Annotated in this window: 42 protein-coding genes; 10 read left to right on the forward strand and 32 right to left on the reverse strand. The window is 68.5% G+C overall.

Features of this window, described 5'->3' with window-relative positions:
* Window positions 1-70: 70 nt before the first annotated feature.
* The 6 genes from ACZ7LY_RS02920 to ACZ7LY_RS02945 all read right to left on the reverse strand — a co-directional run bounded on the left by ACZ7LY_RS02920 (window position 71) and on the right by ACZ7LY_RS02945 (window position 2,508).
* Entirely contained in the window at window positions 71-529 is a 459-nt protein-coding gene (locus ACZ7LY_RS02920; RefSeq protein WP_471622710.1) for a hypothetical protein, read from the reverse strand.
* 70 nt (window positions 530-599) lie between these two features.
* On the reverse strand, window positions 600-872 hold the full coding sequence (locus ACZ7LY_RS02925; protein ID WP_471622711.1) for a hypothetical protein: 273 nt from the start codon (window positions 870-872) through the stop codon (window positions 600-602).
* Window positions 869-1,435, reverse strand: a complete 567-nt coding sequence (locus tag ACZ7LY_RS02930; RefSeq protein WP_471622712.1) for a DUF262 domain-containing protein — start codon at window positions 1,433-1,435, stop codon at window positions 869-871. The genes ACZ7LY_RS02925 and ACZ7LY_RS02930 overlap by 4 nt, the downstream gene beginning before the upstream one ends.
* An 80-nt stretch (window positions 1,436-1,515) precedes the next feature.
* Window positions 1,516-1,737 (reverse strand): hypothetical protein, encoded by a 222-nt coding sequence (locus ACZ7LY_RS02935; RefSeq protein ID WP_471622713.1) that lies wholly within the window; start codon window positions 1,735-1,737, stop codon window positions 1,516-1,518.
* An 11-nt stretch (window positions 1,738-1,748) separates the two neighbouring features.
* Entirely contained in the window at window positions 1,749-2,084 is a 336-nt protein-coding gene (locus ACZ7LY_RS02940; protein WP_471622714.1) for a hypothetical protein, read from the reverse strand.
* A 70-nt stretch (window positions 2,085-2,154) separates the two neighbouring features.
* Window positions 2,155-2,508 carry a hypothetical protein gene (locus ACZ7LY_RS02945; RefSeq protein WP_471622715.1) on the reverse strand — a complete coding sequence of 118 codons (354 nt, stop codon included), beginning with the start codon at window positions 2,506-2,508 and terminating at the stop codon, window positions 2,155-2,157.
* 119 nt (window positions 2,509-2,627) lie between these two features.
* Between ACZ7LY_RS02945 and ACZ7LY_RS02950 the strand changes: the two genes are divergently transcribed.
* From ACZ7LY_RS02950 to ACZ7LY_RS02960, 3 genes are read left to right on the forward strand one after another with little or no spacing between them, the layout of a single operon-like run.
* Window positions 2,628-2,906: a hypothetical protein gene (locus ACZ7LY_RS02950; protein WP_471622716.1), complete on the forward strand. Its 279-nt coding sequence runs from the start codon at window positions 2,628-2,630 to the stop codon at window positions 2,904-2,906.
* Between the two features lie 42 nt (window positions 2,907-2,948).
* The gene (locus ACZ7LY_RS02955) at window positions 2,949-3,467 is read left to right on the forward strand and encodes an HD domain-containing protein (RefSeq protein ID WP_471622717.1); all 519 of its coding nucleotides are present in this window, start codon (window positions 2,949-2,951) and stop codon (window positions 3,465-3,467) included.
* Window positions 3,468-3,520: 53 nt separating this feature from the next.
* The gene (locus tag ACZ7LY_RS02960) at window positions 3,521-3,697 is read left to right on the forward strand and encodes a hypothetical protein (RefSeq protein WP_471622718.1); all 177 of its coding nucleotides are present in this window, start codon (window positions 3,521-3,523) and stop codon (window positions 3,695-3,697) included.
* Window positions 3,698-3,821: 124 nt separating this feature from the next.
* On the opposite strand, the gene ACZ7LY_RS02965 is transcribed toward ACZ7LY_RS02960, so the two are convergent.
* The 12 genes from ACZ7LY_RS02965 to ACZ7LY_RS03020 all read right to left on the reverse strand — a co-directional run bounded on the left by ACZ7LY_RS02965 (window position 3,822) and on the right by ACZ7LY_RS03020 (window position 11,943).
* Window positions 3,822-4,313 carry a hypothetical protein gene (locus ACZ7LY_RS02965; protein ID WP_471622719.1) on the reverse strand — a complete coding sequence of 164 codons (492 nt, stop codon included), beginning with the start codon at window positions 4,311-4,313 and terminating at the stop codon, window positions 3,822-3,824.
* A gap of 8 nt (window positions 4,314-4,321) precedes the next feature.
* On the reverse strand, window positions 4,322-4,516 hold the full coding sequence (locus ACZ7LY_RS02970; RefSeq protein WP_471622720.1) for a hypothetical protein: 195 nt from the start codon (window positions 4,514-4,516) through the stop codon (window positions 4,322-4,324).
* The gene (locus tag ACZ7LY_RS02975) at window positions 4,516-4,776 is read right to left on the reverse strand and encodes a hypothetical protein (RefSeq protein WP_471622721.1); all 261 of its coding nucleotides are present in this window, start codon (window positions 4,774-4,776) and stop codon (window positions 4,516-4,518) included. Before ACZ7LY_RS02975 ends, ACZ7LY_RS02970 begins: the two co-directional genes overlap by 1 nt.
* Window positions 4,777-4,957: 181 nt before the next feature.
* Entirely contained in the window at window positions 4,958-6,961 is a 2,004-nt protein-coding gene (locus ACZ7LY_RS02980; protein WP_471622722.1) for a plasmid transfer protein TraB, read from the reverse strand.
* Window positions 6,962-7,009: 48 nt separating this feature from the next.
* A complete protein-coding gene (locus tag ACZ7LY_RS02985; protein ID WP_471622723.1) occupies window positions 7,010-7,153 on the reverse strand; it encodes a hypothetical protein in 144 nt (47 codons plus the stop codon).
* Window positions 7,150-7,794: a plasmid transfer protein TraA gene (gene traA / locus ACZ7LY_RS02990; protein ID WP_471622724.1), complete on the reverse strand. Its 645-nt coding sequence runs from the start codon at window positions 7,792-7,794 to the stop codon at window positions 7,150-7,152. Before traA ends, ACZ7LY_RS02985 begins: the two co-directional genes overlap by 4 nt.
* Before the next feature lie 44 nt (window positions 7,795-7,838).
* Window positions 7,839-9,809 carry a DUF2637 domain-containing protein gene (locus ACZ7LY_RS02995; RefSeq protein ID WP_471622725.1) on the reverse strand — a complete coding sequence of 657 codons (1,971 nt, stop codon included), beginning with the start codon at window positions 9,807-9,809 and terminating at the stop codon, window positions 7,839-7,841.
* A 19-nt stretch (window positions 9,810-9,828) separates the two neighbouring features.
* Window positions 9,829-10,035 carry a hypothetical protein gene (locus ACZ7LY_RS03000; protein WP_471622726.1) on the reverse strand — a complete coding sequence of 69 codons (207 nt, stop codon included), beginning with the start codon at window positions 10,033-10,035 and terminating at the stop codon, window positions 9,829-9,831.
* On the reverse strand, window positions 10,035-10,460 hold the full coding sequence (locus ACZ7LY_RS03005; RefSeq protein WP_471622727.1) for a hypothetical protein: 426 nt from the start codon (window positions 10,458-10,460) through the stop codon (window positions 10,035-10,037). Before ACZ7LY_RS03005 ends, ACZ7LY_RS03000 begins: the two co-directional genes overlap by 1 nt.
* Window positions 10,460-10,693 carry a hypothetical protein gene (locus tag ACZ7LY_RS03010; RefSeq protein ID WP_471622728.1) on the reverse strand — a complete coding sequence of 78 codons (234 nt, stop codon included), beginning with the start codon at window positions 10,691-10,693 and terminating at the stop codon, window positions 10,460-10,462. Before ACZ7LY_RS03010 ends, ACZ7LY_RS03005 begins: the two co-directional genes overlap by 1 nt.
* Window positions 10,694-10,913: 220 nt before the next feature.
* Window positions 10,914-11,525 carry a DUF6919 domain-containing protein gene (locus ACZ7LY_RS03015; RefSeq protein ID WP_471622729.1) on the reverse strand — a complete coding sequence of 204 codons (612 nt, stop codon included), beginning with the start codon at window positions 11,523-11,525 and terminating at the stop codon, window positions 10,914-10,916.
* 199 nt (window positions 11,526-11,724) lie between these two features.
* A complete protein-coding gene (locus ACZ7LY_RS03020) occupies window positions 11,725-11,943 on the reverse strand; it encodes a helix-turn-helix domain-containing protein (protein ID WP_471622730.1) in 219 nt (72 codons plus the stop codon).
* 184 nt (window positions 11,944-12,127) lie between these two features.
* Between ACZ7LY_RS03020 and ACZ7LY_RS03025 the strand changes: the two genes are divergently transcribed.
* From ACZ7LY_RS03025 to ACZ7LY_RS03045, 5 genes are all read left to right on the forward strand, one after another.
* The gene (locus ACZ7LY_RS03025) at window positions 12,128-12,664 is read left to right on the forward strand and encodes a GntR family transcriptional regulator (RefSeq protein WP_471622731.1); all 537 of its coding nucleotides are present in this window, start codon (window positions 12,128-12,130) and stop codon (window positions 12,662-12,664) included.
* A gap of 1 nt (window position 12,665) precedes the next feature.
* Entirely contained in the window at window positions 12,666-13,433 is a 768-nt protein-coding gene (locus ACZ7LY_RS03030) for a GntR family transcriptional regulator (protein WP_471622732.1), read from the forward strand.
* 143 nt (window positions 13,434-13,576) lie between these two features.
* The gene (locus tag ACZ7LY_RS03035) at window positions 13,577-14,296 is read left to right on the forward strand and encodes an endonuclease domain-containing protein (protein ID WP_471622733.1); all 720 of its coding nucleotides are present in this window, start codon (window positions 13,577-13,579) and stop codon (window positions 14,294-14,296) included.
* 517 nt (window positions 14,297-14,813) lie between these two features.
* Window positions 14,814-15,293: a DUF6907 domain-containing protein gene (locus ACZ7LY_RS03040; protein ID WP_471622734.1), complete on the forward strand. Its 480-nt coding sequence runs from the start codon at window positions 14,814-14,816 to the stop codon at window positions 15,291-15,293.
* A complete protein-coding gene (locus tag ACZ7LY_RS03045) occupies window positions 15,293-15,943 on the forward strand; it encodes a hypothetical protein (RefSeq protein WP_471622735.1) in 651 nt (216 codons plus the stop codon). Before ACZ7LY_RS03040 ends, ACZ7LY_RS03045 begins: the two co-directional genes overlap by 1 nt.
* Before the next feature lie 55 nt (window positions 15,944-15,998).
* Here ACZ7LY_RS03045 and ACZ7LY_RS03050 read toward each other — a convergent pair whose 3' ends face one another.
* Together ACZ7LY_RS03050 and ACZ7LY_RS03055 are read right to left on the reverse strand one after the other, a co-directional pair.
* Complete coding sequence (locus ACZ7LY_RS03050) at window positions 15,999-16,265, reverse strand: hypothetical protein (protein ID WP_471622736.1); 267 nt, start codon at window positions 16,263-16,265, stop codon at window positions 15,999-16,001.
* A 9-nt stretch (window positions 16,266-16,274) separates the two neighbouring features.
* The gene (locus ACZ7LY_RS03055; RefSeq protein ID WP_471622737.1) at window positions 16,275-16,475 is read right to left on the reverse strand and encodes a hypothetical protein; all 201 of its coding nucleotides are present in this window, start codon (window positions 16,473-16,475) and stop codon (window positions 16,275-16,277) included.
* A gap of 126 nt (window positions 16,476-16,601) precedes the next feature.
* Here ACZ7LY_RS03055 and ACZ7LY_RS03060 point away from each other — a divergent pair, with 126 nt between their 5' ends.
* Complete coding sequence (locus ACZ7LY_RS03060) at window positions 16,602-16,790, forward strand: hypothetical protein (protein ID WP_471622738.1); 189 nt, start codon at window positions 16,602-16,604, stop codon at window positions 16,788-16,790.
* 36 nt (window positions 16,791-16,826) lie between these two features.
* Here the strand turns inward: ACZ7LY_RS03060 and ACZ7LY_RS03065 are convergent, their stop codons facing one another.
* From ACZ7LY_RS03065 to ACZ7LY_RS03120, 12 genes are all read right to left on the reverse strand, one after another.
* Window positions 16,827-17,003: a hypothetical protein gene (locus tag ACZ7LY_RS03065; RefSeq protein ID WP_471622739.1), complete on the reverse strand. Its 177-nt coding sequence runs from the start codon at window positions 17,001-17,003 to the stop codon at window positions 16,827-16,829.
* 172 nt (window positions 17,004-17,175) lie between these two features.
* Window positions 17,176-17,574: a helix-turn-helix domain-containing protein gene (locus ACZ7LY_RS03070; protein WP_471622740.1), complete on the reverse strand. Its 399-nt coding sequence runs from the start codon at window positions 17,572-17,574 to the stop codon at window positions 17,176-17,178.
* Window positions 17,571-17,756 carry a hypothetical protein gene (locus ACZ7LY_RS03075; protein WP_471622741.1) on the reverse strand — a complete coding sequence of 62 codons (186 nt, stop codon included), beginning with the start codon at window positions 17,754-17,756 and terminating at the stop codon, window positions 17,571-17,573. Before ACZ7LY_RS03075 ends, ACZ7LY_RS03070 begins: the two co-directional genes overlap by 4 nt.
* Entirely contained in the window at window positions 17,753-18,007 is a 255-nt protein-coding gene (locus ACZ7LY_RS03080; RefSeq protein WP_471622742.1) for a hypothetical protein, read from the reverse strand. The genes ACZ7LY_RS03075 and ACZ7LY_RS03080 overlap by 4 nt, the downstream gene beginning before the upstream one ends.
* 148 nt (window positions 18,008-18,155) lie before the next feature.
* Window positions 18,156-18,611 (reverse strand): hypothetical protein, encoded by a 456-nt coding sequence (locus tag ACZ7LY_RS03085; protein WP_471622743.1) that lies wholly within the window; start codon window positions 18,609-18,611, stop codon window positions 18,156-18,158.
* A 58-nt stretch (window positions 18,612-18,669) separates the two neighbouring features.
* Window positions 18,670-19,122: a hypothetical protein gene (locus tag ACZ7LY_RS03090; RefSeq protein ID WP_471622744.1), complete on the reverse strand. Its 453-nt coding sequence runs from the start codon at window positions 19,120-19,122 to the stop codon at window positions 18,670-18,672.
* A gap of 43 nt (window positions 19,123-19,165) precedes the next feature.
* The gene (locus ACZ7LY_RS03095; RefSeq protein WP_471622745.1) at window positions 19,166-19,591 is read right to left on the reverse strand and encodes a hypothetical protein; all 426 of its coding nucleotides are present in this window, start codon (window positions 19,589-19,591) and stop codon (window positions 19,166-19,168) included.
* The gene (locus tag ACZ7LY_RS03100; RefSeq protein ID WP_471622746.1) at window positions 19,588-19,854 is read right to left on the reverse strand and encodes a hypothetical protein; all 267 of its coding nucleotides are present in this window, start codon (window positions 19,852-19,854) and stop codon (window positions 19,588-19,590) included. Before ACZ7LY_RS03100 ends, ACZ7LY_RS03095 begins: the two co-directional genes overlap by 4 nt.
* 399 nt (window positions 19,855-20,253) lie before the next feature.
* Window positions 20,254-20,532 carry a hypothetical protein gene (locus ACZ7LY_RS03105; protein ID WP_471622747.1) on the reverse strand — a complete coding sequence of 93 codons (279 nt, stop codon included), beginning with the start codon at window positions 20,530-20,532 and terminating at the stop codon, window positions 20,254-20,256.
* On the reverse strand, window positions 20,532-21,914 hold the full coding sequence (locus ACZ7LY_RS03110; protein ID WP_471622748.1) for a replicative DNA helicase: 1,383 nt from the start codon (window positions 21,912-21,914) through the stop codon (window positions 20,532-20,534). Before ACZ7LY_RS03110 ends, ACZ7LY_RS03105 begins: the two co-directional genes overlap by 1 nt.
* The gene (locus tag ACZ7LY_RS03115; RefSeq protein WP_471622749.1) at window positions 21,911-22,621 is read right to left on the reverse strand and encodes an ATP-binding protein; all 711 of its coding nucleotides are present in this window, start codon (window positions 22,619-22,621) and stop codon (window positions 21,911-21,913) included. The genes ACZ7LY_RS03110 and ACZ7LY_RS03115 overlap by 4 nt, the downstream gene beginning before the upstream one ends.
* Window positions 22,621-23,484 (reverse strand): hypothetical protein, encoded by an 864-nt coding sequence (locus tag ACZ7LY_RS03120; protein WP_471622750.1) that lies wholly within the window; start codon window positions 23,482-23,484, stop codon window positions 22,621-22,623. The genes ACZ7LY_RS03115 and ACZ7LY_RS03120 overlap by 1 nt, the downstream gene beginning before the upstream one ends.
* A 122-nt stretch (window positions 23,485-23,606) precedes the next feature.
* On the opposite strand from ACZ7LY_RS03120, the gene ACZ7LY_RS03125 reads away from it, so the two are divergent.
* The gene (locus ACZ7LY_RS03125; RefSeq protein ID WP_471622751.1) at window positions 23,607-23,951 is read left to right on the forward strand and encodes a type II toxin-antitoxin system prevent-host-death family antitoxin; all 345 of its coding nucleotides are present in this window, start codon (window positions 23,607-23,609) and stop codon (window positions 23,949-23,951) included.
* Window positions 23,952-24,010 lie beyond the last annotated feature (59 nt).

Genomic DNA, 24,010 nt, shown 5'->3' on the forward strand with positions numbered 1-24,010 from the left:
TCGTCTTCCCACCAGCCATACGGCCGGCCAGGCTCAACCAGCTCGGCGGTGGGCGGGGGCGGGGTGCTCATCACGGGCGGCCAGTGCGGGTGTGCTGGCCGGGGGTGGGTTCCTGCGGTTCGGCGTCGGTAGGGACTCGGACGGTGCAGGGGCAGGGCGGCTGGCACACCTCGTTATGGGGCTTCCACTCGTCTCGTGTGCCCGGCAGGATCATGAACGCGACCGTGATCGGCAGCGCGTAGGGGGCGTCGTGGGCGACGGGCCCGAACCACAGGTCGTCTTCATCGACTGAGCAGTCACACCATTCCTCGGTGCAGTCGTCGTCGGGGTTGTGCTCGGCGAGCCTGAGCCACAGGTGCTGCAGCGAGCCCGGCATCACTTCGAGTGGACAGTCTGGAGTCCAGCCGGCGACCGTCTTGTTGAACGTTTCGGCGTGGACATGTCCGGGGTGCATGGCGAGGTCGCTGTCCGCGCAGTACGCCCGAATCGGCTGCTCAGCGAACGCCTCGCCGAGGGCCAGGTAGGTCATGGTGATCTCCAGCGGTGTAGTGGGGTTCAGGGTGGTGGGCGCCTGACGGCGACCGTGTTGAACGCCGCCGCTATCCCCTCTCGTAGCGTTCGGGCATGTTGGTCCAGTCGCGCACGAGGCGCGGGTTGCGGGCGGCGAGCCGCTTGTTGACGGCGGCGATCTGCTGGGCGAGCAGCCAGCGGGCCTCGACGTACTGCCCGCCGGCCAGGTTGTCGCTCGTGTAGCGGCGGCAGGCGTCCCCGGCCATGGTCACGTCAGCGCGCTGCTGGTCGGTCCACTGGCGGGCGGAGAACGAGGCGACCGCGTCAGGGATCGGGACGCTGGTGCGCGGGGCAGAGATCACGACGGGTCCTCGGCGATGCGCTCGGCGTTGGCCATGTCCGTATCGGTCTGCGGGGTACCGCCTCCGTTGACGAGCAGGTAAATCGCGGCCTCTTCCTGCACTGTCGCCACGCGGGCGGTCGCGACAGTCAGGTGGGCGCGGTTCGCGAAGTGCCGCTGCCTGATCAAGGTCAGGCCGCCCCATCGGACGTAAGGCCCGTCGTCGGTGTCTTCGGTGAGGAGCACGTCGGCCGGGTCGAACCAGGAAGCAGGGACTGCCAGGTCGCCGTTGAACCAGGCTCGCGCGGCGCTGATGCGCTGCTGGCCGTCGATGCACGCGTAGATCGGCTCGGCACACTCGGGGGTGGAGCGGTCGTTGAAGATGACGACGCCGGTGGGCGTGCCGGTAAGCCACGATCGGATCAGCGCGATCTGTTGGTCCAGGGTCCAGACCTGGCCGCGCTGGTAGGGCGGGTTGAGGTCGAGACCGAACGACTCGCTGAACGACCGCACGATCTCTCGGGCCTGACGGTCGGCCGTGTTGAGACTGAGGTGTTCCAGCGGGGCGGAAGTCTGGCGAGTCATGAGCTGCTCCTTGCGGCGGGCGGGCGGTTGGCTGTGCGGTGGTTCGACGGGCCCGACTGAGGAGGCCGGGCCTGGGCGGATCAGGCGTCGAGGCGGGCGGCGAGGGCGCGCAGGTCGCCCAGCGTGAGGCCGGTACGGATGCCGTCGCCGTAGATGCCGTTGGTGGCCTCCAGGACCATGCGGTCGTCGGGGGTGTCGGCGTACACCTTCAGCACGTGCGCGAGCGCATCCACGGGAGTGGTGGGCGCGGCGCCGTACTGCTCCATCGCCTCACGGCGGATGCGATCCATGCTTCGAGACATTGCGGTTCTCCTTATGCGGCGAGGGCGAGTTTGGCGGCGGCGAGCTTGTAGGCGGGCTTCCGGGGCCGGTACAGGGCGGCGATGCGGGCGACGGCGGCGCGGGTGTAGCGGACGCAGGCGCGCAGTGCACCCTTTCGGAACGTGCAGCCGGCGATCCCGGTGATTCCGGCCTTGGCGGCGTTCTTGCGGAGGCTGGCGGCGACGGTGCGCGCTTCACGCGGGGCGAGGCCGGCGGCGAGCGCGTGCGTGGCGAGGGTGGCGGGGCCGCGCCGGATGCGGGCCTGCGCGGCGGACTGGATACGGCGGGCCTTCACGGCGGCGCGGCGGATGCGGTTCGAGCTGATCATGCGGGTCCCCCTGGGTGCGAATGTGCTGGAGCGGTGGGCCCGGCCTCCCCCGGTCGGGCCCTGGAATGGGTCAGATGAGGGCGGGGTCGATGTCCTGGTCGTGGGCGTAGGCGGTGGCCTTGGCGACCATGTCGGCGACGCTGCTGTGGTCGTCGGTGTGCCAGCCGGCGAGCGGGGTCCACACGAGGGGCGCGTTGCCGTCGGCGTGGGCGGGGTCGGTGGTGTCGGGGGTGGGGATGCGGAACGTTTCGACGTAGTAGCGGGCCCACCGGTCGTTGGGGTTGTCGGTGGCGACGATGAACAGGTCGCGGACTCGGCGGACGTCGATGAGGCGGGTGCCGGTCGGGATGCCGCCGACCGTGGAGGCGAGGGCCGTGCGGGCGATCGACTCACGGAGCTGGGCGATACGGGCGATGCGGTTCATGACGGTCCCCTCATCAACATGGATAGCAACTGACTAGCGATCACTAGTAGCGCTGGCAACACCTCAGACAGTACCCATGAGGCATCGTGACCGCAACCCGCTTGCGCTACATTGATGTCATGACGTCGACCCCGCCCTCCCTCGAAGACATCACCGCAGCCGGCAACCGCCGACTCCGCGACGCCGACCGCCTGAAGAAGTCCAGCGACGAACTCAAGGAACTGGTCCTCGCCGCACTACGCGACGGAGCCCACCGCCCCACCGAGGTCGCCAAGGCCAGCGGCTGGACAGGCGCCCACGTCCGGAAGATGGCCCGCGACGCCGGCATCGAGCCCGATGAGCGCTACCGCGAGCGCGCCGAGCGCCTCAAGAAGGCGCAGGAGCCGTCTGATGGATGACCTCATGCGGTGGCTGCGCGCCCAGCTCGACGAGGAGCAGGCATGAAGAGCATCGACGAGGTCGACGCGCTCGCGGCCGAAGCCCACGCCGGTCAGGTCGACAAGGTCGGCGTGCCCTACATCGAGCACGTTCGTGCGGTCGCTGCCGGGCTCGCGCCGTTCGGCGACGAACTGGTGATGGCCGGCCTGCTCCACGACATCATCGAAGACACCGACTGGACCGCCGAGCAGTTGCGCGCGGAGGGCGTCGCCGACAGCGTGGTCGCACTCGTAGAGGCAGTCACGAATCAGCGGGGCGTGCCCTACGAGGAGAAAGTGGCCCGTATCACCGGGCAGGGACGCGACGCGGTGCTGCTCAAAATCTCCGACAACGCCCACAACTCCCGCCCTGACCGGGCCGCTCAGCTTCCCGAGGAGAAGCGGACCCGGCTCGCCGCGAAGTATCGGGCTGCCCGCGACATCCTGTGGCCCGCCGTCATCGACCAGGACATCGAAGCGATCATCACGATCGTCAACCCGTCGCTCCTCGACGAGCTTCGAGAGCGGCAAGCCGCGCCCTAGCCAATCCCCCGGTTCCCGCCCCGCTCCCCCATGCGGGGCGTCACACTCGGGTTATGGATGAGGTGGTGTTCATGGTGCGGGCGGCGACGGAGTCGGTGTGCCGGGAGCAGCTCACGCTGATGTGCGAGCGGCTGCGGTTGCAGCCCGCCACGCTGCCCATGGATGCGGCAGGCCGGTGGGTCGCCCGCGCTGTACCCGTGCGCGAACCGGCAGACAGGGAGCGCCCGTGACCCTGCCGCCCACGGCCCGCGGATGCGGACACTAGACACACGATGAAGGCCCCGGCCATGCGGCCGGGGCCTTCTCGTATGGCTGACGGTTGCCGTTGGTTGCGGCGGTCGGCAGACGGGGCGGCTAGTCAGTGTTGGTGGTGCTTCGGCCGCCCCACTTGTTGACGGTCTCGACACGGACCTGCTTCATCTCGACGGGGCCCTGGTAGTGGTGGTGGACTTCCGGCGGGGCGACAGCAGTGACGCGTCTGACGAGGTAGCCGAGTGCTGCGATCAACGCGGTCAGACTCCCGATGCCGCCCGCACACCAGGCGATGACATCAGGGTTGGCGTGCTCCGTGGCGACCATGAACACGGCACCGGCAAGGATCGGCATGCTCACCCCGGCGCCGATGTAGATGGCGACTTTGCCGACCTGTGTCTCGCCTGCGCTCATGGCCGGGGTGCCGGGTTGCTCAACGGGCGGTGGCGGGGTCCGTGGCGCGGGCGGTTGCGTGAGAGGGACGGGCTTGGGGATCGCCTCTTCGACGGCGGCAATGAGCTGGTCGGCGATCTCCTGCGCGGTGGGTTCGCGCCGCCCGTCCGTGATGGTCGGGCGCGGCTCGGGCGCGGGCATGCGGTCTCCTAGGCGGTGTAGATCCAGCGGTCGCCATGGCGGCGGATCGTGAAGTCCGGGCCGGCCAGCTTGAAGGGGCCTTGCGTGCGCACGATTCCGACGCCGAGGGCCTCGATCTTGTTGAGCAGGTCGTTGATCTGTGCGCCGCACTCCTTCGCTTGCGCCATGGCCTTGCGGTACTCCGCGGGGGTTCCGGTGAACATCACTGGCCCTCCGATCCGTTGAAGTCGGCGGCGAGGGCGTCAACGGTGCGCTTGTCGTTGATGCGCTCCACGACCGGGGTGAGGTCGAGTCGGAGGGTCAGGCTGATGGGCGTCTCGCGCTCGCGCTGCATCAGGCTCTGGGAGCCGGGCGCGAGGCTGGCCATGTGAGCGCTGATCATGTCCTTGGCTGCGTCCAGGAACTCGTGGGCCTCGCGGACCGTGGTCGCGGACCACTCGTAGTTCGGGGGGTTGAACTGCACGGCAATTCCTCCGGTATCTGATGGTTTGCGCCAACTGACAGGCAGATTGGTGTCAGGCGGGGGTGTCAGATCGCGCGCGCACGCGCATTGACCTAAGGCGGGGCAGGGTGTCAGCGGTTCTGACACCCCCGCTGACACCCCGATCGAGTGTCAGAGGATGTCAGTGCAGGTCAAGAGGGTGTCAGGAGGCGTTCGTCATCGCCGGGTACAGGAGCTTGTACGTCCCCGGCTCCTCCAACTCCTGCAGGTGCACCCCCTCGTCAGCAAGGTCGGTGAGCTTCGCCGACAGCCAGCTACGAGCGCGCCCATAGCGTCCCGACCTCCCGTGAGGCTGGAAGTGACGAGGACCGACCTCGGTCAGCCCCTGCTGCCGGAACTCATCCAGCATGATGAGCAGTTCAGCCTCGGCTTCAGCCTGGCTCTTCTCCTGGGGCTGCTCCGGCTTGGCGAACCGCCAGACCTGGCCCTGCGGAACAGGAGCGATCTCCAGGTCGGGGTCGACGTCAGGCTCATCACCGTCCGCACCGCCGGGCACGTACTCGTCAACGTCGCGCAGCACCTGTCGGTCGAGGATGGCCTCCTCCTCTCGCTGCTCGTGTTCCTTACTCATCACGGTCTCCTTGGAGTCGATGCTGGTCAGGGCCTGACCGGGCATGTAGATCTTGCGGTTTGCGTATGCCTCGCCAGCGGCGTTCGTGGTGGTGGGACCAGCGGCCGTGGGCACGTAGTGCTGCTCAAGGACGGCCCGAATCTCGTCGTCGGGGATTGGCGACCAGGTACGCGCCTTCATCGCGTAGCGCTCTTCGTCGATGCCGGGAGCGACGAGGTAGTTGTAGCCAGGCTTGCGGTTCTCCCAGGCTTCCGGGCGCGCGCCGGCGTCGCGGACGTCATCGGGGAGTGCCATGTCGGCGGTGGTGGAGCCCTTGACGCCGAATACGAAGGCGCCGCCGAGCTGTTCGCGCACGTCTGTGGGCATGGAGGTGGCGGAGGGGCGCTGCTGGGAGACGATGATGCTGCCGCCTGCGGAGCGCAGTGCCTCGACAACGGCCTCCATCTCGGCGCCGTCACGGAAGAAGCTGGCGGATTCCTCGACCCAGACGATCAGGTACGGCATGCCCAGCTTGTCGAACGCTTCAGGCGTCCAGTTCTTGAACCCGTGACGGCCGAGTTCGTCGGCGCGCGCCTTGATGACCTGCGGCAGTGCATCGATCATCGCGTGGCCGCCCGGCCGGTTCATCTCGGCCCAGTCCAGGTAGGGCAGGAGCGGGCCGAGGGTCTGCATGCCCTTCACTGCGTCGATCGCCCACACGATGCAGTCGCGCCTGGTCAGTGCTTCGATGATGGCCCAGGTCATGCCCGTGGACTTGGCGGAGCCGTTCATGCCGGCGACCAAGAAGTGGGTGGCGTTACGGCGCTGCTTCTCCGAGGCGGGGAACCAGAACTGTTCGATGTCGCCGTCCTCGTAGATGCCAACCTGGACCGGTTCGATGATCGATGCTCCGGGGGCGGACGGGCCGGGGTAGGGGGCGCCGTCGACGAGCATGTCCTTGGGGACGAACACGAACTCGCCTGCGGAGGCGTCCTCCGGGTCGGGCACGATCCGGATGCTGTTGGGGGAAATCCCCAGCTCACTGGCAATGTTGTTGATCCGGTTGCCCAGGTCAGCGTTGGTGAGTTCACCACCTGCCAGCTTGTAGGGGGCGGTGACCTTGTTCGGCTCGACCTTCGGTTCGCCGCGCAGGGCGGCCTTGGCCTTGCCGAGCGACTTCACCAGCAGCCCCGTTTCAGCGGCCCCCTGCTCGCCAGTCTTGGCATCGGGGTTGACGCGCAGGGCCTGCCGGATGTTCCAGCCGCCAGCCGCGACCATCCCGCCAATGGCCCAGGTGGAGGCGAGGAACGGGCTGAAGGGATCGGTCACGGTGGCGATGACCAGGTAGGAGGTGCCGGCGGCGGTCGAGAGGGTGGCGTGGAGACGGCGGGGCTTCGTTGTGCCATCGCCTGCCCACCAGGTGGTGGCGGTCAACGCCACTGAGGCGATCGCAAGCCCGGCGCCGGCACCAGCGGACTGGCCCCACAAGGCGTGCATGCCGATACTGGCGGGCATGGTGGCGGCCATGCCGTACCAGGGCCGGAGGCGGGGATGCTTAGCCGCCTTCCAGAGGTCGGTTTTGAGGGTGTCAGCCACGGTGTCAGCTCCGGGTGTCAGCGAGTGTCAGTGCAGGTGAGAGGGGTGTCAGCGGTTCGCGGCTATCGCCAGGTAGATCAGGAAGAGGACGGCTGCCGCTGCTAGGCCGTCCCGCACGAGGACGGCGTACTGGCGGTTCAGCCACAGCGCGAACACGCACGCTGCGGCTGCCGCTACCAGCAGATCGATCACAGACCGTTCTTCCAGACCTTGTACTGCCGACCCCGCGGCGGGGTGCGCGGGGTGCCGTGCGGTCGGCCGCTGCTGATCTGCGCCAGCTCGGCCTCGAACTCGCGGGTGAAGGAGGCGTACAGGGCTGCTGCCTGCTTGGCGATCAGCTTCTCTGCGGCGGCGATCCGCCTCAGGTGCCGGGCAACCTTCCGTGCGCGCCCCCGCGATCCGGACATCGATCCGTGCACGTCGGGGATGTTCCGGAGGGTGGACTCCAGCACTTCGGCGTCCAGGGCCCGCTCGACAGCCTTCGGGCGGGCGTCCTTGCGCAGGTGCTCGCAGTAGGCGCGAATGTCCTCGTCGCTGGTGAACCCGGACCCTGGTGTCCCGTGCCGGCTTGCTGCGCCCCCTCCGCTGCCGCCTTGCACGACGGTCGTCTTGCTGTAGCTGAAGGAGAGCGGGGGCAGTGACGGCATGTCGGGCACGAGGGACAGCTTGTTGATGTTGACCTTGCCGGAGAACTTGTTGCTGCTGCCGTTGGCAGGGGCGGGGGCCGCGTTCGACGGCGGGTAGTTCGGCGGGGGCGGAACGCGGTTCCCGGTGTGCTGGGCACCGTTGATGCGGGTGCTGTTCCGCCGGTTGATTGATCCGACGTCGGCCATGTGGTCGCCTCCTGGGCGTTCGTGCGGCATGAGCCGCGAGTGGGTCAGGATCCGGTGAGCGGGGTGATGTTGTCGGAGCCGAGCGCAGCGAGGTGCGGCTCCTTCTGTTCGATCTCGCCGCGGAGCTTGTTGGCGTACTGGCGGGAGTCGTACTTGGAGTTGATCCGCTTGAGTTCGGCGGTGAGTTCGCCTTCGAGGGGACGCCGGCCGAGGCTGTCGTATAGCGCCCTGAGGGCGTCCCTGGCTTCGGCGCGGGTGGCGCCCTCGGGGCGCTTCTTGTTGGCTTTCTTGGGGCGCCCTGTGGCGGGGTGCTTGCTCGCCTTCGTGGCGCTTTCCTGGGCGCTCTCGTGGCGGCCAAGGGCGTCACTCGGTGGCGTCTTCGTGGCGGGTCCAGGGCGCTTTTCGTGGCGCATGGCCGGGCGCTCTGTGGCGGCTGCCGTGGCGCCTTGCGTGGCGGCAATCTGCGCACGTCGCAGCGCCTCCTGAAACGCCACGCCGGTGTCGTACAGGTCGAGCGGCATCAGCTCGATCTCCGTCGCCAACTGCTTCCATCCGGAGCTCTTGCGGGTGCGGGCCCGACGGGTCTTGTACTTCGCCTGGAGCTGGCGGATGTAGACGAGCCGCTGGCCTTCGTCCTCGATCGCCTGGTTCAGATCGCGGACCGTCCATACGTGCTGGCGTCGCCACAGCCGGGACGTCGACCGGAATGCCAGCGCCCAACGGATCAGCTTCGGTGTCTGCGTGTGCTCCTTCGCCTCGATCTCCGCGAGACGGCCGATCGCGTGCCGGGCGGCCTCGACGACGATGACGAAGAGGACAGGCATTGCCATGTGGAGGCCGACACCGATCGGGTCGGGCCACGACGCGGCGGCGTTGAACCACACAGTGGCGCCGGTGAGAATCCACGCGGCGTGACGCAGCATCGGCAGCGGCATCCGCAGATACGTCATGAGGAGGTCGAGGGCGAGGAGCACCCCGATGCCTGCATCGACTCCGATGGGCAGCACGTCGGCGAAGTCACCGAAGCCCTTGGCGCGGGCGAGATCCCGGACCGCACCGTAGGAGCCGGTGAAGCCGATCGCGGCGATGACCGCCGCACCAAGAATGATCAGGACGATGAGGGCTCGGTGCGTCACGCTCAGCCTCACCGCATTCGGCTTCGCAGGCCGCGCCTGCTTGCGGGCCTGCTTCGCCTCAGCCTTCAGCTTCCGGCGGTGCAGCTTCCTGGCCGTGCGCGTCGATGCGTCGGCGAGTGTCTGCTCCGCGGCGGCGCGCAACTCGGCAGCCGCCGACTTCAACACCTCTCCTTCCTCGCGGAACTGGCGGCCGGCAGCAACATCGGTGACGGCCTGCTGCTGCAGCTCCTTCGCGTTCGCCGTGGCCTGCTCGATGCGGGCCTCCGCGTACCGGTTCGCGTCCGCCGTGAGCCGGGCGGCAGCCTGCCGGGCGGCGTCGAGTAGACGCTCGGCCTCGTCCTTGGCCTGCTGAAGGATGCGGCCCGACTCGGCGAGGCTCTTGTCGATCGTCTGCGTGTACCGAGTGTGGGCTTCGTTGGCTACCCGCTGAGCGTCGGCGACAGCCTGCTCACGAATCTCCTCGGCTCGCGCCTGGGCGGCCTTCTCGGTACGCTGCGCGGCCAGTTCGGCCTGTGCCTGACGGTCGACGGCGTGCCCTTCAGCGTCCGCGCGCAACCGTTCGGCCGCCGCTCGGGCGGAGACGGTGATCTGCTCCGCCTCGTCGGCCGCCTCGCGGCGCAGCTGCTCAGCCGCACGCTCGGCTCTGGCACGGAACTCGTCGCCCTGCTCGTTGGCTTCGCGGGCCTTGTCGGACGCGTCTGCGAGCGCTGCAGCGATGATGGAGTCTGCCTTGGCTCGCGCATCAGCGAGCAGCGCCTCCGCCGCGGCTGCGGCGGCCTGTGCTTGGACGGGCGCAACGGTCGTATTGCCGGGGCCAGGGTTGGTTGTGGCCGCCGCGGGGGTGCGGCGGGGTTGCTGGTTCTTGCGGCGAGCGGCCACAGCGGTGTCCTTCCGAGGGTTAGCGGTAGGCGCGGACGAGGTAGCTAGTCCGCGCGCAGTGGAGGAGCGACACGAGCAGGCCGGCCCCGAGCACCACCGAGCCCGCAGGAGCGGTGAGCAGCCAGCCCAGCGCCGACAGCATCGTGGTGACGAGTTCGGGGCGGGCGAGCGTGAACAGGACGGCGAAGATCAGCGCGACCAAGGTCGAGGGACGAAGGCGACCCATCACCGAGCCTCCTCGGCCGGGCTGGGCATGGCCATGCAGGTGCGGGCATGGCTGGCGGCTGCGTCAAGGGCGCTATCGCGGAACGTCCGTGGCTCCTCAGCGACCTGCCTTCCGCACGGGCCACAGACCGCTCGGGACATGCAGCCACCATCAACGGTGATCTCGTCGATCACATCGACCGAGGCGCGCAGGTCGTTGAAGCGCACCCCGTAGGCGGTCACGATCCGAGCCGTCACGCCCGCGGGGAGCGGGCCGGCAGGAATGAGAGCTGTCGACTGAGTGGCGGTAGCGATGTCGGCGAGCGCAGTGGCGATGGCTGCCAGCGAGTAGGAGTCGGCCTCTTCGCGGTGGCAGGGCGACGTGTCACCGAGCGCGCCCCTCTTCAGGAGGTGCTCGGCGGACTGGATGTGTTCGGCGGCGGTCATCAGGCGGCGCCCCGGGTGACGGCGACGTGGAGGTCGAGGCAGTCGGCCGCCCAGTCCAGGTGGATCGGGCACGTGAGTCGCTGATCGGCCGGGACCGCGTACCGGTCTTCCCGGTACAGGGCCCGCGTCAACGGGTCACCGAACAGGTCGGAGGCGTCGATCACAGTCGACTCGCGGGCCACACGACCCAGCTCGGTACGGGACAGGTCGGCATCGAACACGAACGGAGACATAGCAGTGCCCTTTCAGCGGTGAGTGGGGTCAAGCAATGGGGCGATTGGCGGGGAGCCGCCCAACGGCAGGGGGGAACCGTTGGGCGACTTCCGACCAACCGGGGCCCGAGTAGGGATTCCGGTCAGCCACCGGCAGAACCGGAGACTGGTGTGGGAAGTCGCGGGCGGGGAGGCCGTGGGGGAACGTCAACTCCCCACCCGCGACGCCTAAGGGATGGCACTAAGCCGGCGCCACCGTGGGGGCCTGGAGCGCCTTGTCGAGGGCCGGCCACAGGCGATCGTTACGGCCCGACACGTGATCGACGATCGCCAACTGCCAGCAGTCCACAACCTCCGCCATCGCCGCCGAGCCGATCCCCCGCCACGTCCACCTACGGTCACGCGGCGACAACTCACGCCCAAACGACGTCACGACCACACCGTCCCGGAACGTTGCCGGAGTGTCATGCGTCCACAACCCCAACCGCGGATGCACACACATCGCCTCCAGGCCCACAGCACGGGCGGCAGCACGAATCCGGAACAACAGCCCCTCGTCCCCGATGAGCCCGGCAACAGCAGCCCGCTGCACCCAGCGCGCCCCATCGAACCCAACCTCGTCACAGCCCGGCTGCGAATCCGTCGTCACAAACCCCGCACGATTCAAGCGAGCCAACAACGGGACCAAGTCCGCCGTCTCCTCGTCCGGCCCGCACCCCGGCATGTAACCCGGCCACAAGGACAGGTCACCCTCCAACCAGAGAGCCATCAGGCCACCCAGATCAGACAGAGACTGAGCGGCAGCCCAGCGCCGACGGTCCGCGCGAATCCGGCGGAAACGAGACCACCTCACAACGCCACCGCCGACCGCACCACAACCCGACCACGGACATGAGACGCAGCCTCATGCCCAGCCCGGTCAGCCGACGACATCGACAACGCCGCCTCAACACGAGCCAACGCATCCACCGCGACAGACGGAAGGGGGAAAGTCGGGAGCTCCGACGGGAGCGGGACGGACTTCGGGGCGGGGGTGGGGGTTGCCGTGGCCATCAGGCCACCTCCTCTTCGAGGGCGAGCAGCGCCTCGACGGCACTCCTCGGGATTCGGATCGCTCCCCCACGCCGGCTGTCGCCTTCGGCTCGCGGCTGCCCGTACCGAATCGCCGGGAGGTCACCGTTGGAGATCCAGCGGTAGACCGTCGGCTCGGAGACCCGCAGCTCAAATGCGGTCTCCTTCACGGTCAGCAGCTTCTGAGCCGCAGGCAGCATCGGGCTCTCCAATCCAGGAGTCGGGGGCGGGAACACCAACGACTGTGACAGGTCTATTGAGACCTTGCAAGGTTCTCACTTGAACGGGTCGCTCTCGACAGCCCCACCAGCCCGGCTGACGTGGGCTTATGGTGGGAGAAATTGCTGAAGGACTCTTGAGAAGTTGCGCGGGAGAGGAGTGGAGATGACCCAGGACCGGTGGATCGGCTCATCGGCGCCATACATCGCCGGCAGCCAGGGAGACACGTGGGCTAAAGAGGCCGCCACCCGAGGACAGTCGGGGACGCATCGCATCCTGGGCGCCGGCCGGGAGCCCGCTCCACGTGCCGTAGCCGAGAACCTGAACCTGGCACCCGGGGAACAGGTCGCCGCCCGCCACCGGCTCGTACTGCTCGACGGGCAGCCGATCCAGTACGAGACCTCGTACTGGCCTGCCGACATCGGGGGCGACACCCCCCTAGAGAGGCCCAGCAAGATCAAAGGCGGCGCCGTCGGACTACTGGCCGAGCTCGGCTACACGCCGCACCAGGTCGACGAGGACGTACAGACCCGGCGGCCGACAAGGGACGAGGCCGAGGCGCTCCAGCTCGCCGACAACAGCGAGTGGATTCTGACCCTCACCCGCACGATCACCAACAGCAGCGGGCGCCCCTACGAGGTGTCCGTCATGGTCAGCCCCGGCCGCATTGGGCGGCACCACTACTCAATGAAGGTCGACTGACATGACAGACAGCCCGGACGAGAAAGAGAAGCCGATCTGGCCCGTACAGGACCAGATCGCCGCCTACCTGCGTGACGGCATCCTGGACGGCGACTTCCCCCCAGGCGAGCCACTCCCCTCCAGCCGGAAGATCACCGAACAGTTCGGCGCCGCCGCCCAGACCATCAAGAACGCCATGGCGATCCTGGAACGCGAGGGCCTCGTCTACACCCGCCGCGGCGCTGGGATCTACGCCCGCGAGCACCGGCAGCGCACCATGACGCCCGCCGAGTACAAGAACCCGCCCGCCGACGGCGGGAAGTACCAGTGGATCAGCTCCGCCGAACGCAAGGGTCTCGCCGGCCGGTCCGAGCTCCTTAACGTCGAGGAGGTTGTCCCGCCGTTCCTGGTGCGCGAGGCATTCGGCCTTGAGCCCGAGGGCAAGGCGCAGCTTCGCCGCCAGGTGCTCTATCTCGACGATGAGCCTTGCGAGTTGGTCGAGGTCTACTTCCCGCTTGAGCTCGCCCAGGGCACGCCGATCGCCGAGAAGCGCCGCATCAAGGGCGGCGCCGGCCGAGTCCTCACGGAGGCGGGCTGGCCGCCACTTCGCTGCGTGGACAAGGTGGCGGCGCGGTGGCCGACCCCGCAGCAGCAGGAGGCGCTGCAGATGCCGACGAAGCTGCCGGTGCTGCGCCAGTTCCGGGTGACGTACAGCGTGGATGACCGGCCGATCCAAGCAGAGTTCATGATCAAGGCGGGGCACCTGTACGAGCTTGAGTACGAGTTCTGACCTGCGAATCAGATAGGGCCCCGGCGCTCTCGCGTCGGGCCCCTATCTGATTCGCAGCCAACGAGAGCGTTGCCAACTACTCAACAAACCTCTTACAGTCGTTCCCGATGGTGGCTGACGCCACACGCACCGTTAGGAGCGGCATGCTCGTACCCAATGACCGCACCGCGCTTGATCACCCTCATGATGGGGCCGCCCGCTGCGGCACCCACCTGCAATACGAGATGGAATGCGCCGAGTTCGAAGCGCTACGCGCCAGATCCGCCGGCCACTGCGAAGTGTGCGGCGTCGACGCCGCAGAGACCGCCCTTGGGCGGCTCATCATCGACCACGACCATCGCTACGGGAACGCCGCCGTTCGCGGCCTGATCTGCTCATCCTGCAACTCCCTGCTCGGCGCACTGGAGACAGGACCATCCGTTGCCAGCCCTGCCGAGCGACAGCGCTTCAACACCTACTTGCGCCGCGCATGGTTCTTGCAGGTCGCACGCTGGGGGCGCATGCACAGCCCTCACGTGGCAATCGAAGCCGAGGAGCGAACCCTTCTCGGCGCCGTCCTACGCTCGGGCTTCGTGCGCGCTCTAACAGCAGCGACCGAACAGCAGCCATCGGTGGACCTAGCCCCCGTCCTGGCGCCAGGCCCGATACGTCACCGGGCACGCGTGACACACACGATCGCCGAGACGGAGGATTTCCACGTGGAACTGCGGCTCCTCTGCACCAAGCAGAGGCGGATCGACTTCCAGGCGGTGGCGTGCCACAGCAACGGCCGCCCCTTCCACTTCGAGTCCGCAGCCAAGGCAGCTACTCATGTGCGAGCGGTGCGTCAAGGACTGCACCAGACCCGACGGGGCACCCCGTGACCGTCTTCGCTCCACGCCTGCTGCACGTGATCGACTCTCGGCTTCTTCGGCTGACCTGCTGCGTTACGGCCGGTGGCCTCTTCGATGCCGCGGCCGCGAGGTCCGCGCAGCCCCGAGTCGGCCGGATCACGGAACGTCGACTTCTCGGCGCGACCCCAAAGACCGTCACTGCGCGCCACCTTCGAAGCGCCATCGCAACACCGTTTACTTCCGGCCAGGTTGTCGGCATCCCCCATCAGGGCCTCTGGCTACAAGATCGGCCCTAGGTGCATCCCGCCGGGAGGGAAAACCGAGGTCCGAGGATTGTGACTTAGCAGGTCACGGCCTAGGCCAGTTGGTTTTCTTCCCTGCCTCGCAAGTACCGGATCCGATCGCAAGCGTTGTGTCTCATAGGCGCCACCCCGGTAGGTTCCACGGCAAGCGAAGGCCCGGTGCGCGAACACCGGGCCAGTTTGACCAGGAGCGCGAACCCGCTGGTCACAGATCCATCCACCCTGCGAAGAGATGAGGTATCTGAATGTCTGCCACTCTAACGCATCACGAGTTGTGCGTTCCTGGGCCCGAGCCCCGCTCGTGGTCGTTTGTCGACCGGGGCACGGGCGAGCGGCAGCAGTACACGTGCATGTCGGGATGCGCCCTTGACCACAGCGGCGACATGGCGTCGCCGACGGCGCGTGAGGACATCTGGTGCTGGCTCTGGGATGACGCGTTGACTCTGCCGGTGAATGAGGACGGCCGGGCTGAGGAGTTGCGGGTCCTATCCACGGTGATCAAGGTGGAGCCGTGGTCGCCGAAGATCGCGGAGCGGCTGCCGTATGCGGTGGTCGAGCTGGTCGACGACCACTACATCGACGGCCTCGACCCGGACGGCCTGGAGACGGTCATCAACACACTGGCCGACCGCGTGGAGCAGCTGCGGGAGACTCAGCGCCGACTTGCTGCGGTGCGGGCGGAGTGGATGGCGCGGGCGGTTAGCGGCCCGGAGGGGGGCGCCTGATGCCCGCGCGCGTGAATCTGGATGCTGCTCGCCGAGTCTGCGAGTCGGTCGATGGCGGCTTGCAGGCGGGTTCTTCGGTGGTGGAGGTGCGGGTTCGCGGTGTGCGGGCTGCACTGTCGGTTCGGTTGAACGCAGCAGAGGTCGAGCGCCGTGCCCGGCAGCGTGTGTCTCCTGTGTTGGATGTGTCGGTGCTGGATCGTCTGATGCGGTTGCCTGCCGGTCTGCCCGTGCCTGTGGCGTCGTTGACGTTGATGGAGCGGCGGCTGCTGCGGCGCTGTCCGTCGGGCGTGGTGGAGTGGTCGGGTGGCTGTGTGACGCGCCGCTTGGTGCGTCCGCTGACGGTGGATCTGTCTGTGGTGCGGATGTTGCGGCCGGCTCGTGGCGGGCTTGTTCGGGCGGGCCGGTTTGGCGCGTATTGCCGGTCGGTGGTGTGGCTGGATGGCGTGGCCGGGGGTTCGGAGGTGCTGGTGATGGAGGCTGCTGTGTACGGCTTGGGTGTTGTGCAGGCGTCTGGTGGCGGGGGCCCGGTTGTGTTGGTGGCGCCTCGGTCTGGGGCGCGGTTCGGGCACACGCCTGCGGGTTGGCGGTTCGCCGAGCAGGTGTACGCGGAGTTGGCTGACCCTACGAGGGCGCTCGCAGCCGCCGCCTAGCCCCCACGCTTCTGCGTCAACGCCCCCGCGCCCTGTATGGGCTGCGGGGGCGTTGTCATGCTTCGAAGTAGGCGACGGTGACGATGGTGCGGCGGACGGTCATGGTGTAGATGATCCGCACTGTGGTTCCTGGCGCCCGGTATTCCCACATGATGCCGCCGTGCTCGGGTTTGATTCGCATGATGCCGATGGTGGGGTCGGCTGCGATGGCGGAGAGGGCGCGGTCTACGTCGATGACTTCGACGGGGGTGAATTGGCGGGCCTGCCGGGCGGCGACGTCACTGTAGATGATGCGGGTGCCTGGGCTGCGGTGCTTCGCCATGGTCTGGGATTATGCCGCGCTGTGCCCGACGTCGATGCCGTGTTTGGCGTACAGGTCGACGCGGAGGTTTTCCCAGTCGGTGACGGGGGTGCTGCCGTCGCGGATGCCGGTCCAGTAGTCGACGAGGTCCTGGTTACCGTTTTCGAGGGCAGCCTGAATGGTCTCGTTGAGGTCGGCGAGCTCGTCGTCGGTCCATCGCTGGTTGCTCATCGTGCCTCCGCTGATCACAGGCTGACTCTGGCAGCGTAACGGGTATCAAGTCGGTATCAGAACCCTTCCCGGCCAGCCGCGGTGTCTAGGTCCGTGACCCCGGCCCCGGCCTGCCGTTACCCCGGCATGAACGTCGACGATGACACGACCGCCGTGGACCCGCCGGCCCCGCTCCTCCCGCTGCTGTCCCTCCCGGAGGCGCAGGCCCTGCTGCCGTTGTTGGCGGCGGTGCGGGATGGCGGCCAGCCGGATCGGGCGACGGCACGCTGGCTGCTGGGGAACCTGGCTGCCCGCGTGCCGTCGCGGGGAGGGTGAGGCGCCCCGACCGCGTGGTCGGGGCGCTGTCGCGCGTTACTTGCGGGTGAGGGCGGCGAGGAGGGCCGCGATGGCTGCGATCCAGTCGGGGCTCGCTCCGGCGCACGCGAGCACGATCACGGTGATCGTGACGGTGATGACGATGACGTGCCACTCGTTCGCGCCGTGTGCCTGGCCGTCGTTGGGGGCATGCACACATGGAGGTACGGTCACGTACTTCTCCTTCCAGGGTTCCTGGTGGGTTGGCCCCTGGTGCAGGCAGGTTGGGAAGCCGGTAGTCCTGCACCGGGGGCCTCGGCGTGTTGCCGTGGAGTGTCCATACCCAGACTGGCGTCACGGAGCCGTGACCTAACCCACGGTGCAGTGGCATGGGGGGCGCACGGATTTACGGCGCCTGCCGATGTACCGGTGTCGTGCGCCGGTTCGTGCGAATTGCCGGGGTGTCCTTGAGTTGGCCGGCGCGTTGGGCGACGGCGTGTTGGGCGTTAGCGGCTTTGCAGGCGCCGCAGGCTGGTTCGTGGCGGCGGAGGTGGCGGAGGTAGGCGGCCCGCGTTCCGCAGTCGGGGTGGGTGCCGATGAGGCCGCGGGTAGTCGCTACGTGTACGGCGTGGGTGATGGAGCGGGCTTCTAGCTTGCGTGCTGCGCGTAGTGCCATCTTGCTGATGCTCTTCTCCTGGTAGCCGAGGAGGCGGGCTGTGTGTGCGTAGGTGTAGCCGTGGGCGGAGTGCCGGAGGACGGCGAGTTCGGCGGTGGTGAGGGGGCGGCCGGCGAGGTTGAGGGTCATCGTGTCCTCCGTTCGGCTGCGGTTCGGATGCGGCCTCGGTGGTCGACGATGCCGTCGGCTTGGGCGAGGAGTTCGAGGGCGCGGCGGAGGACGCTGTCGCGGGGTTCGCGTTGGGCGGTGAACGCGGCGAGGATGCGGGCGGAGCGTTCGTCGGGCTGCCAGCGGATCGGCGGGCGGGTCATGACGGGACGCCGTTGATCGCTCGGGCGACGGCGAGGGCGTGGGGGAAGTTCTCGCAGGCGACCGTCGATCCGTCGCCGGTCTGCGCGGCCACATCGTCGGCGTGCAGGCGGGCTTCCTCATCCAGCCAGGTGGCCAGCGGCTCGCGTGCAGCCACAAGTCCGGCCACGGCGGGCGTCATTGTCACGGCGCCGGAAAGGCGGGCGGTGCGCAGGTTGTCGGCTGCGGCAGTGATCTCTTCGGCGGGTGTCATAGGTATTCCTCGCTGGGGTGGATGGTTTCGATGCGGGCGTTGTCCGGGACGCGTTGGCCGAGGGGGTCGGGATGCCCCCACAGGCTGAAGTCGCTGGGCTCCCAGCCGGGATCGCAGTCGGACGGCCAGCGTGACGGCGGGCGGTCGCTCATGACGCCTTCGGCCGGTCGCGCCATGCGGCGGGGTCGTGCTTGTGGTCGCGGTCGGGTACGACGATGTGGTCGCCGCGCAGGTCGTAGCCGATGACTTGCCCGGGGCGAAGGTGCGGGTTGCCTGCGGAGGTGCCCGTGCAGTCGTCTGCGGGGCCGCAGGGGTCGCCTTGGTGGCGGCCGTGCTGGCAGCGGTCGAGGTCGGCGAGGATCGCGGCGAGCTTCTCGGAGTCCTGGCCGCCAACCACGGCGGACTCAGTTCGCGTCAGGGCGTGTTCAATGCCCTGGATTGCGGTGGTGACCTTGGCGTGCAGCGGCGAGTAGAACACCTCGCTGGCACAGTGGAGTGCGGCATTCATCTGGGCGTGGGCGGACAGGTGGGACTGGGCGTCGATGAGGGCGAGGCGGGCCTTCTCCAGCTCGCGCCGCAGGTCGGTGACGGTGGGGTCGTTCATGGTGTGTCTCCTTGCGGTGGGGTGGGGCGGCGGGCGACACCGCCGCCCCCGGGGCGGGCTAGAGGTTCTGTGAGATCACGCGCGCCAGCTGCACGACCCAGCGGTCACGGTCTTCCTGTGTGGCATTCGGGCTGAAGGCGAAATGCAGCCGCACGAACGGCTCTTCGGGGTCGCCCGGACCTGTCCCCTGCGCGCCGAGCTGGAAGGTGTGCTCGGTCGGCTCCAGCCCGTCGGCGCCGAGGTTCACGGCCCAGTCGGACAGCTCAGCGGCGCCCTGGATCAGGCTGTGGATCTTCCTCTGCGCTTCGCCGAATTGCTCCCGGTCGAGGGCTTCATCCCATGTGGAGCCGGAGTCCTCGATGCCGTCGGGGTCGTTGTCGTCGGTCGAGTCGATGAAGGTGTATTCCATCTGCTCGCCGACGCCCATGAAGTCGGGGTCGTCGGTGAGGACGCTGTGCTGGCGGGCCGCCTCGGCGCGGAGGTCTTCGTCGGTGTACGGGCGTTCGGGCATGTGGTGCTCCTTCGTGGTGTGGAGTGGGCGGCCGTGCTCGTGGTCACGAGGTCGGGCGGGTGCACGCGTCGTGTCGGTGGCAGCGGCACTTGCCGCAGGCCGCGCACAGCTCGATGGCCTCGGTGTCGCAGTGGCCGCAGCCGCCGGTGAGGGCGATCTCAAGGCTGTCGACGAACGCGGCTCGCTGCGCCTCCACGGCGGTCAGGCGGGCGGGGCAGAATTGGGCGCCCTTGCCGCCTTTGGTGAGGCCGAGGTACAGGAAGTCGCCGCAGGTCATGTCCTTGCTGGTCCGGAAGAAGCAGTCCGCCAGCTCCGGGCGGCCGAGGTCTTCAAGGACGGGCTTCAGGTGCGGGATGGCGTGCCGGGCCACGGTGCGCGCGGCCTCGGTCGGGTCGGCCCAGTCGACGGTGAGGGGCGGTACCGGGTAGTGGTCGCCGACCTTGCCGAACTCGATGCGGTAGGAGGTCATCGCCGCGCCTCCTCGGCCTCGGCGCGGGACGCGTCGGCGATCACCTGCAACTGGGCGATCAGCCGCTGGAGGTCGTCGACCGGCAGGCTGGATCCGTTGTGGTCGGTGCGGAAGTAGATGCCGGGCTTGTTGCCCGCGAGCAGGGCGGTTGCGATCAGCAGCCGGTCCCCGTCCTCGTCGGTGTGAGCGAACCGGGACTCGTGGGCCGGGACGCCAGCGGGCGCCAGGATGGTGACGATGTCGGTGGCCGGACGGTCGGTCATTAGAGGCTCCAAAGGGTGGGTTGGTGTTCGGTCAGGGGCAGTTCGGTCTGCCCTGGAATGACGGCGACGGGATAGCTGCTCGCCGTTCCTGGTGTGGGGTGGTTCGGGGTGGGGGTGAGGCGCTTCTCGCAGACCGGGCCGAGACCCGACGGCGTGGGGTGTTTCAGCCGGCGGCGGCAGGCGGCACAGCGTGGGGTCATGTGCGGCTCCAGGCAGTCGAGTTGAGGACTGGGAGCCCGAGAAGCCGTAGACGGCCGCCAGGAGGCCCGGGAGGGCCCGGGTGAACCTGGGAGGCGGCGGGCGCCCGCGAGGCCGTCAGACGCCCACACAGGCCCCCGCACGGGCCAGGCGGGCGCGACCCACCCAACCACCGGTCACCCGCAAACCCAGCACGGCACATCACGCGGCCTCCTCGGACCGGCCCACCTGGCGCGGCAGTTGGATGACGGCGGCTTCCTCGCACTGGGGGCAGGTGCAGCGGCCGTGGGTGGGCGTGGGCCCGGTGGCGGCGGTGCCGATGGGCCAGCCCCCTTTGTGGGCGATGCGGTACGCGGGGGCAGCCGGCTCGGCGGCGGGCTCGGCTTGGGGCTTGGGGGCCCGGCCGGTGAGGGACAGGAGGTAGGCGGCGAGGTCGCCTTGTTCGCGGAGCGCCGTGATGTCGGCGATGTCGATGCTCATCAGGCGGCTGCCATGTCGATGAAGCGGGCGTAGTGGAGTTGCGCGGCGGCGGTGACGGTGGCGGTGGGCCCGTTGCGGTGCTTGCCGACGATCAGGTCGGCTTCGCCGGCGCGCGCGGATTCCTTGTCGTAGGCGTCTTCGCGGTGGAGCAGGATGACGATGTCGGCGTCCTGCTCGATCGCCCCGGACTCACGGAGGTCGGAGACTTGGGGTTTCTTTTCGACACGCTGCTCGGGGCCCCGGTTGAGCTGGCAGAGGACGACGACGGCGATGTTGAAGTCTTTGGCGAGGAGCTTGAGGCCGCGGGAGAGGTCGGCGACAGCTTGCTGCCGGTTGTCTGCGCGGCCGACTTGCATGAGCTGCAGGTAGTCGATGATCACGAGTCGGAGGTTCTGGGTGCGGACGAGGTTCCGGACTCGGGCTCGGAGGGTGGCGAGTGTGAGGAGGGCGCTGTCGTTGATGAAGAGCGGCGCGCTGGCGATGGCTTGTTGGACGCGGGTGGCGCCGCGGGCGAGGTCGGTGTCGGAGACGATGCCTTGCCGCAGGTGGTGGAGGGGGATGCGGGCTTCGGCGCACAGGATCCGGTCGGACAGGTCGGCTTTGCTCATTTCGAGGGATTCGATGAGCGTCGTGATGTTGTTCTTGATGGCGGCGCCGCGGGCGAAGTCCTGGGCGAGCGTGGATTTGCCCATGGCGGGCCGGGCGCCGATGACGATCATCTGGCCTTGGGTGAAGCCGCCGGACAGGAGTGCGTCGAGGTCAATGAAGCCGGTGGGGATGCGGTCTTCGTTGCTGGGCGGGGTGACGGCGCGGACGAGGCTGTCGCCGACGAGGTCGCCGATCGGCGACAGGTCGGTGTCGTCGGTGGGGCGGACGACGCCGTCGAGGTCGGCCTGGAGTTGGGCGATGTCGGCGGTTTCGTCGAAGGCGGGCGAGCTGCCCTTCAGCACTGCCGTGTGGCCGAGGGCGACGACGCGCGCGGCGACGGCCTTCTTGGTGACGCGTCGGGCGTACCAGGCGGCGCCTCCGGGGTGGGCTTCGTTGGTGAGTTGCATGAGCGCGTCGGGGGTGGGGACACGGCTGGGCATGCGGCCGTCGGCATGCCAGGTTTCGAGCTGCCGGTGGACGGCGAGGTGCTTCAACTCTCCGTCGCGGAAGTGAGTGCGGAGCTCTTCGACGGCGTACCAGGTCCAGCGGAGCCAGTCGATGGTGATGTCGGCGGGGTCGAAGCCTTCGCCAGCGAGGTCGTCGATGCAGTCGGGCTGCATGATCGCGGTCGCGGCGAGGACGCGTTCGGCTTCGAGATCACAGGGCCGCTCGGGCATACCCGGCTCCGTGGCCGGCGTGGCTTCGTCGGGGGCCCAGAGGTCGGTGGTGGTCACGCGGCGGTCCTCCGGCGGTCGTCGCCCTTGATAGCGATGCGCTGGCACATTTCGCGGAGTCGGGAGGTGACGCGGCCACCGAGGCGCTCGCGGAGCTGTGCGGCATCCGCGTTGGACGTGAGGAGGGTTGGCAGGTGGTGTTCGTACCGGTGGTTGATGAGCCGGAAGTTGACTTCTTCGGTGAACTCGGTGGGCTTCCGTTCGGCGCCGAGGTCGTCGACGAGGAGGAGCGGGGCGTCGCGGTACTTGCGGAACTCGGCTTCGCTGTCGATGCCGTGGCGGGGGCGGAGCGCGGCGTACAGGTCGGCGGCGGTGGTGACCTGCCAGCGGGCCACGGCGCCGGACACGGCGAGGGCTCGGGCGGCACCGAACGCCTCGTAGGTCTTCCCGGTGCCGGTCGGGCCGAGGAGGAGCAGGGACGGGCCGTTGGCGACGGTGGCGATCGGGGCGTCGCGCTCGGTCTGTGCCTGGCGGGCGCCGGCGACGAGCTGGTCGATCCACTGGTGGAGTTCCGGCAGGGTGGGGATGGCGTTCCGGAAGTGGAACGGCACGATGGCGGCGACGTCCAGGTACGTGTTCCGGGCGACGTTCGCGGTGGAGTGCGCGTCGAAGTCGTTGGTGTTGAACCACTCCTGCTCGAGGCCGCGGGCGGCGAGGAGCGGGGCGAGGTCGTGGCCGCGGAGGTTGTTCGGCGGGATGTACTGCATCAGAGATCCTCGTCGTAGACGGATTGGTCGGTGGGGTTGCGGTAGGGCTGGAAGCCCCCGGCGACGGCGCGGAGTTGGGGCCGCGCAGTGTTGGCGGCGGGGATGGGCGGGAGTTCGCCCCAGCCCTTGAGGAAGTAGTTGGCGGACTCAACGTCGGTGCGTGAGGCGGCCTTGAGGGCGTGGTCGACCATGGCGGGGACACCGCTCTTACTGATCATGGCGAGCACGGGGAACCAGGCGTTGCCCTTGAAGGGCCAGCGGACGTAGACGCCGGCGGCGGTGATGGCGTCGACGAGGGGGCGCGCGGCTTCGGGGATGCCGTCGCTGGTGGGGGGCTGCTGCGTCCGCTCCCTCTTGCTTGCTAGAGGGGTAGTAGTTGAGGGGTTAGTAGGGGTAGGGGTCCCGGATTCCCTGACACTGACGTCCCGGATTCCCTGACACTGAGACGGGTCAGTGTCCGCGTTTTCCTGACACTGAGGCTCGGGGTCAGTGTCAGGAGTTTCGGGACGCTGACGGGCGTCAGTGTCAGGAGTTCCGGGACTCTGAGGCGGGGCGTCAGTGTCTGGGATTCCCTGACACTGAGACTCGGGGAACTTGGCGATCTTGTACTTGGCGGTGCCGTTCTTCTGGCCGGCCGTCAGCTTCTCGAGCACACCCTTGGCGGTCAGTGACTTGAGGACCGCGTACAGCTGGGAGCGGCTGACCTTGGCGCCTCGGAGCACCTCAGGCCGCTCGACGCTGTTCCACGTGATGCGGGTGTCCTCGTTGGCGTCCTCGGCCAGGACGACGAGGAGGAGCTTCTCCCTGTGCGTCAGGGCCTCGGGTGCGCTGTTGAGCACCTCGACGATCAGGCGGATTCCCACGGCTGTCTTCTCTCATCGGGCTTGCTGAAAGGGCTGGCGCGTTGGCGGGGCGACCTTCCGGTGCCATACTACTTTAAAGATTGGCAAGAATGGAAAGGTTGACCATGACTTACACTCTCGACATGGCCGCTGAACTGGAACCCCGCATCGCCGAGGACGGCGTCCAGGAAGTGCCGCTCACGAAGGCCCGCGCTCTGCTCACTCGTCTGATCGAGCAGGTGCGGGAAGACGGGCTGGTCAGCGCGCTGACCGTCCGCAACCGGCGCAAGGTCGTCCTCGTCACGCCGGACACCTACGAGACCGCCAAGTCCGACCGCCGCATGGTCGAGGCGTTCCACCTCACGGCCGGCGCTCGGCCTCAGCCCGAGACCACGAAGCAGTTCCTCGAGCAGATGGCGAAGGCGCTCATGGAGATCGAGGAGCGCGACGCCGCCGCGGCCAAGCGGTTCCAGGACTACGAGCCGTAGTTCTCGCATCTCCTTCTCCCCTCCCGGGCCCCGCTTGCGGGGCCCCTTGTCGTGTGCGG

Source organism: Streptomyces sp. NPDC107550, assembly GCF_055639095.1.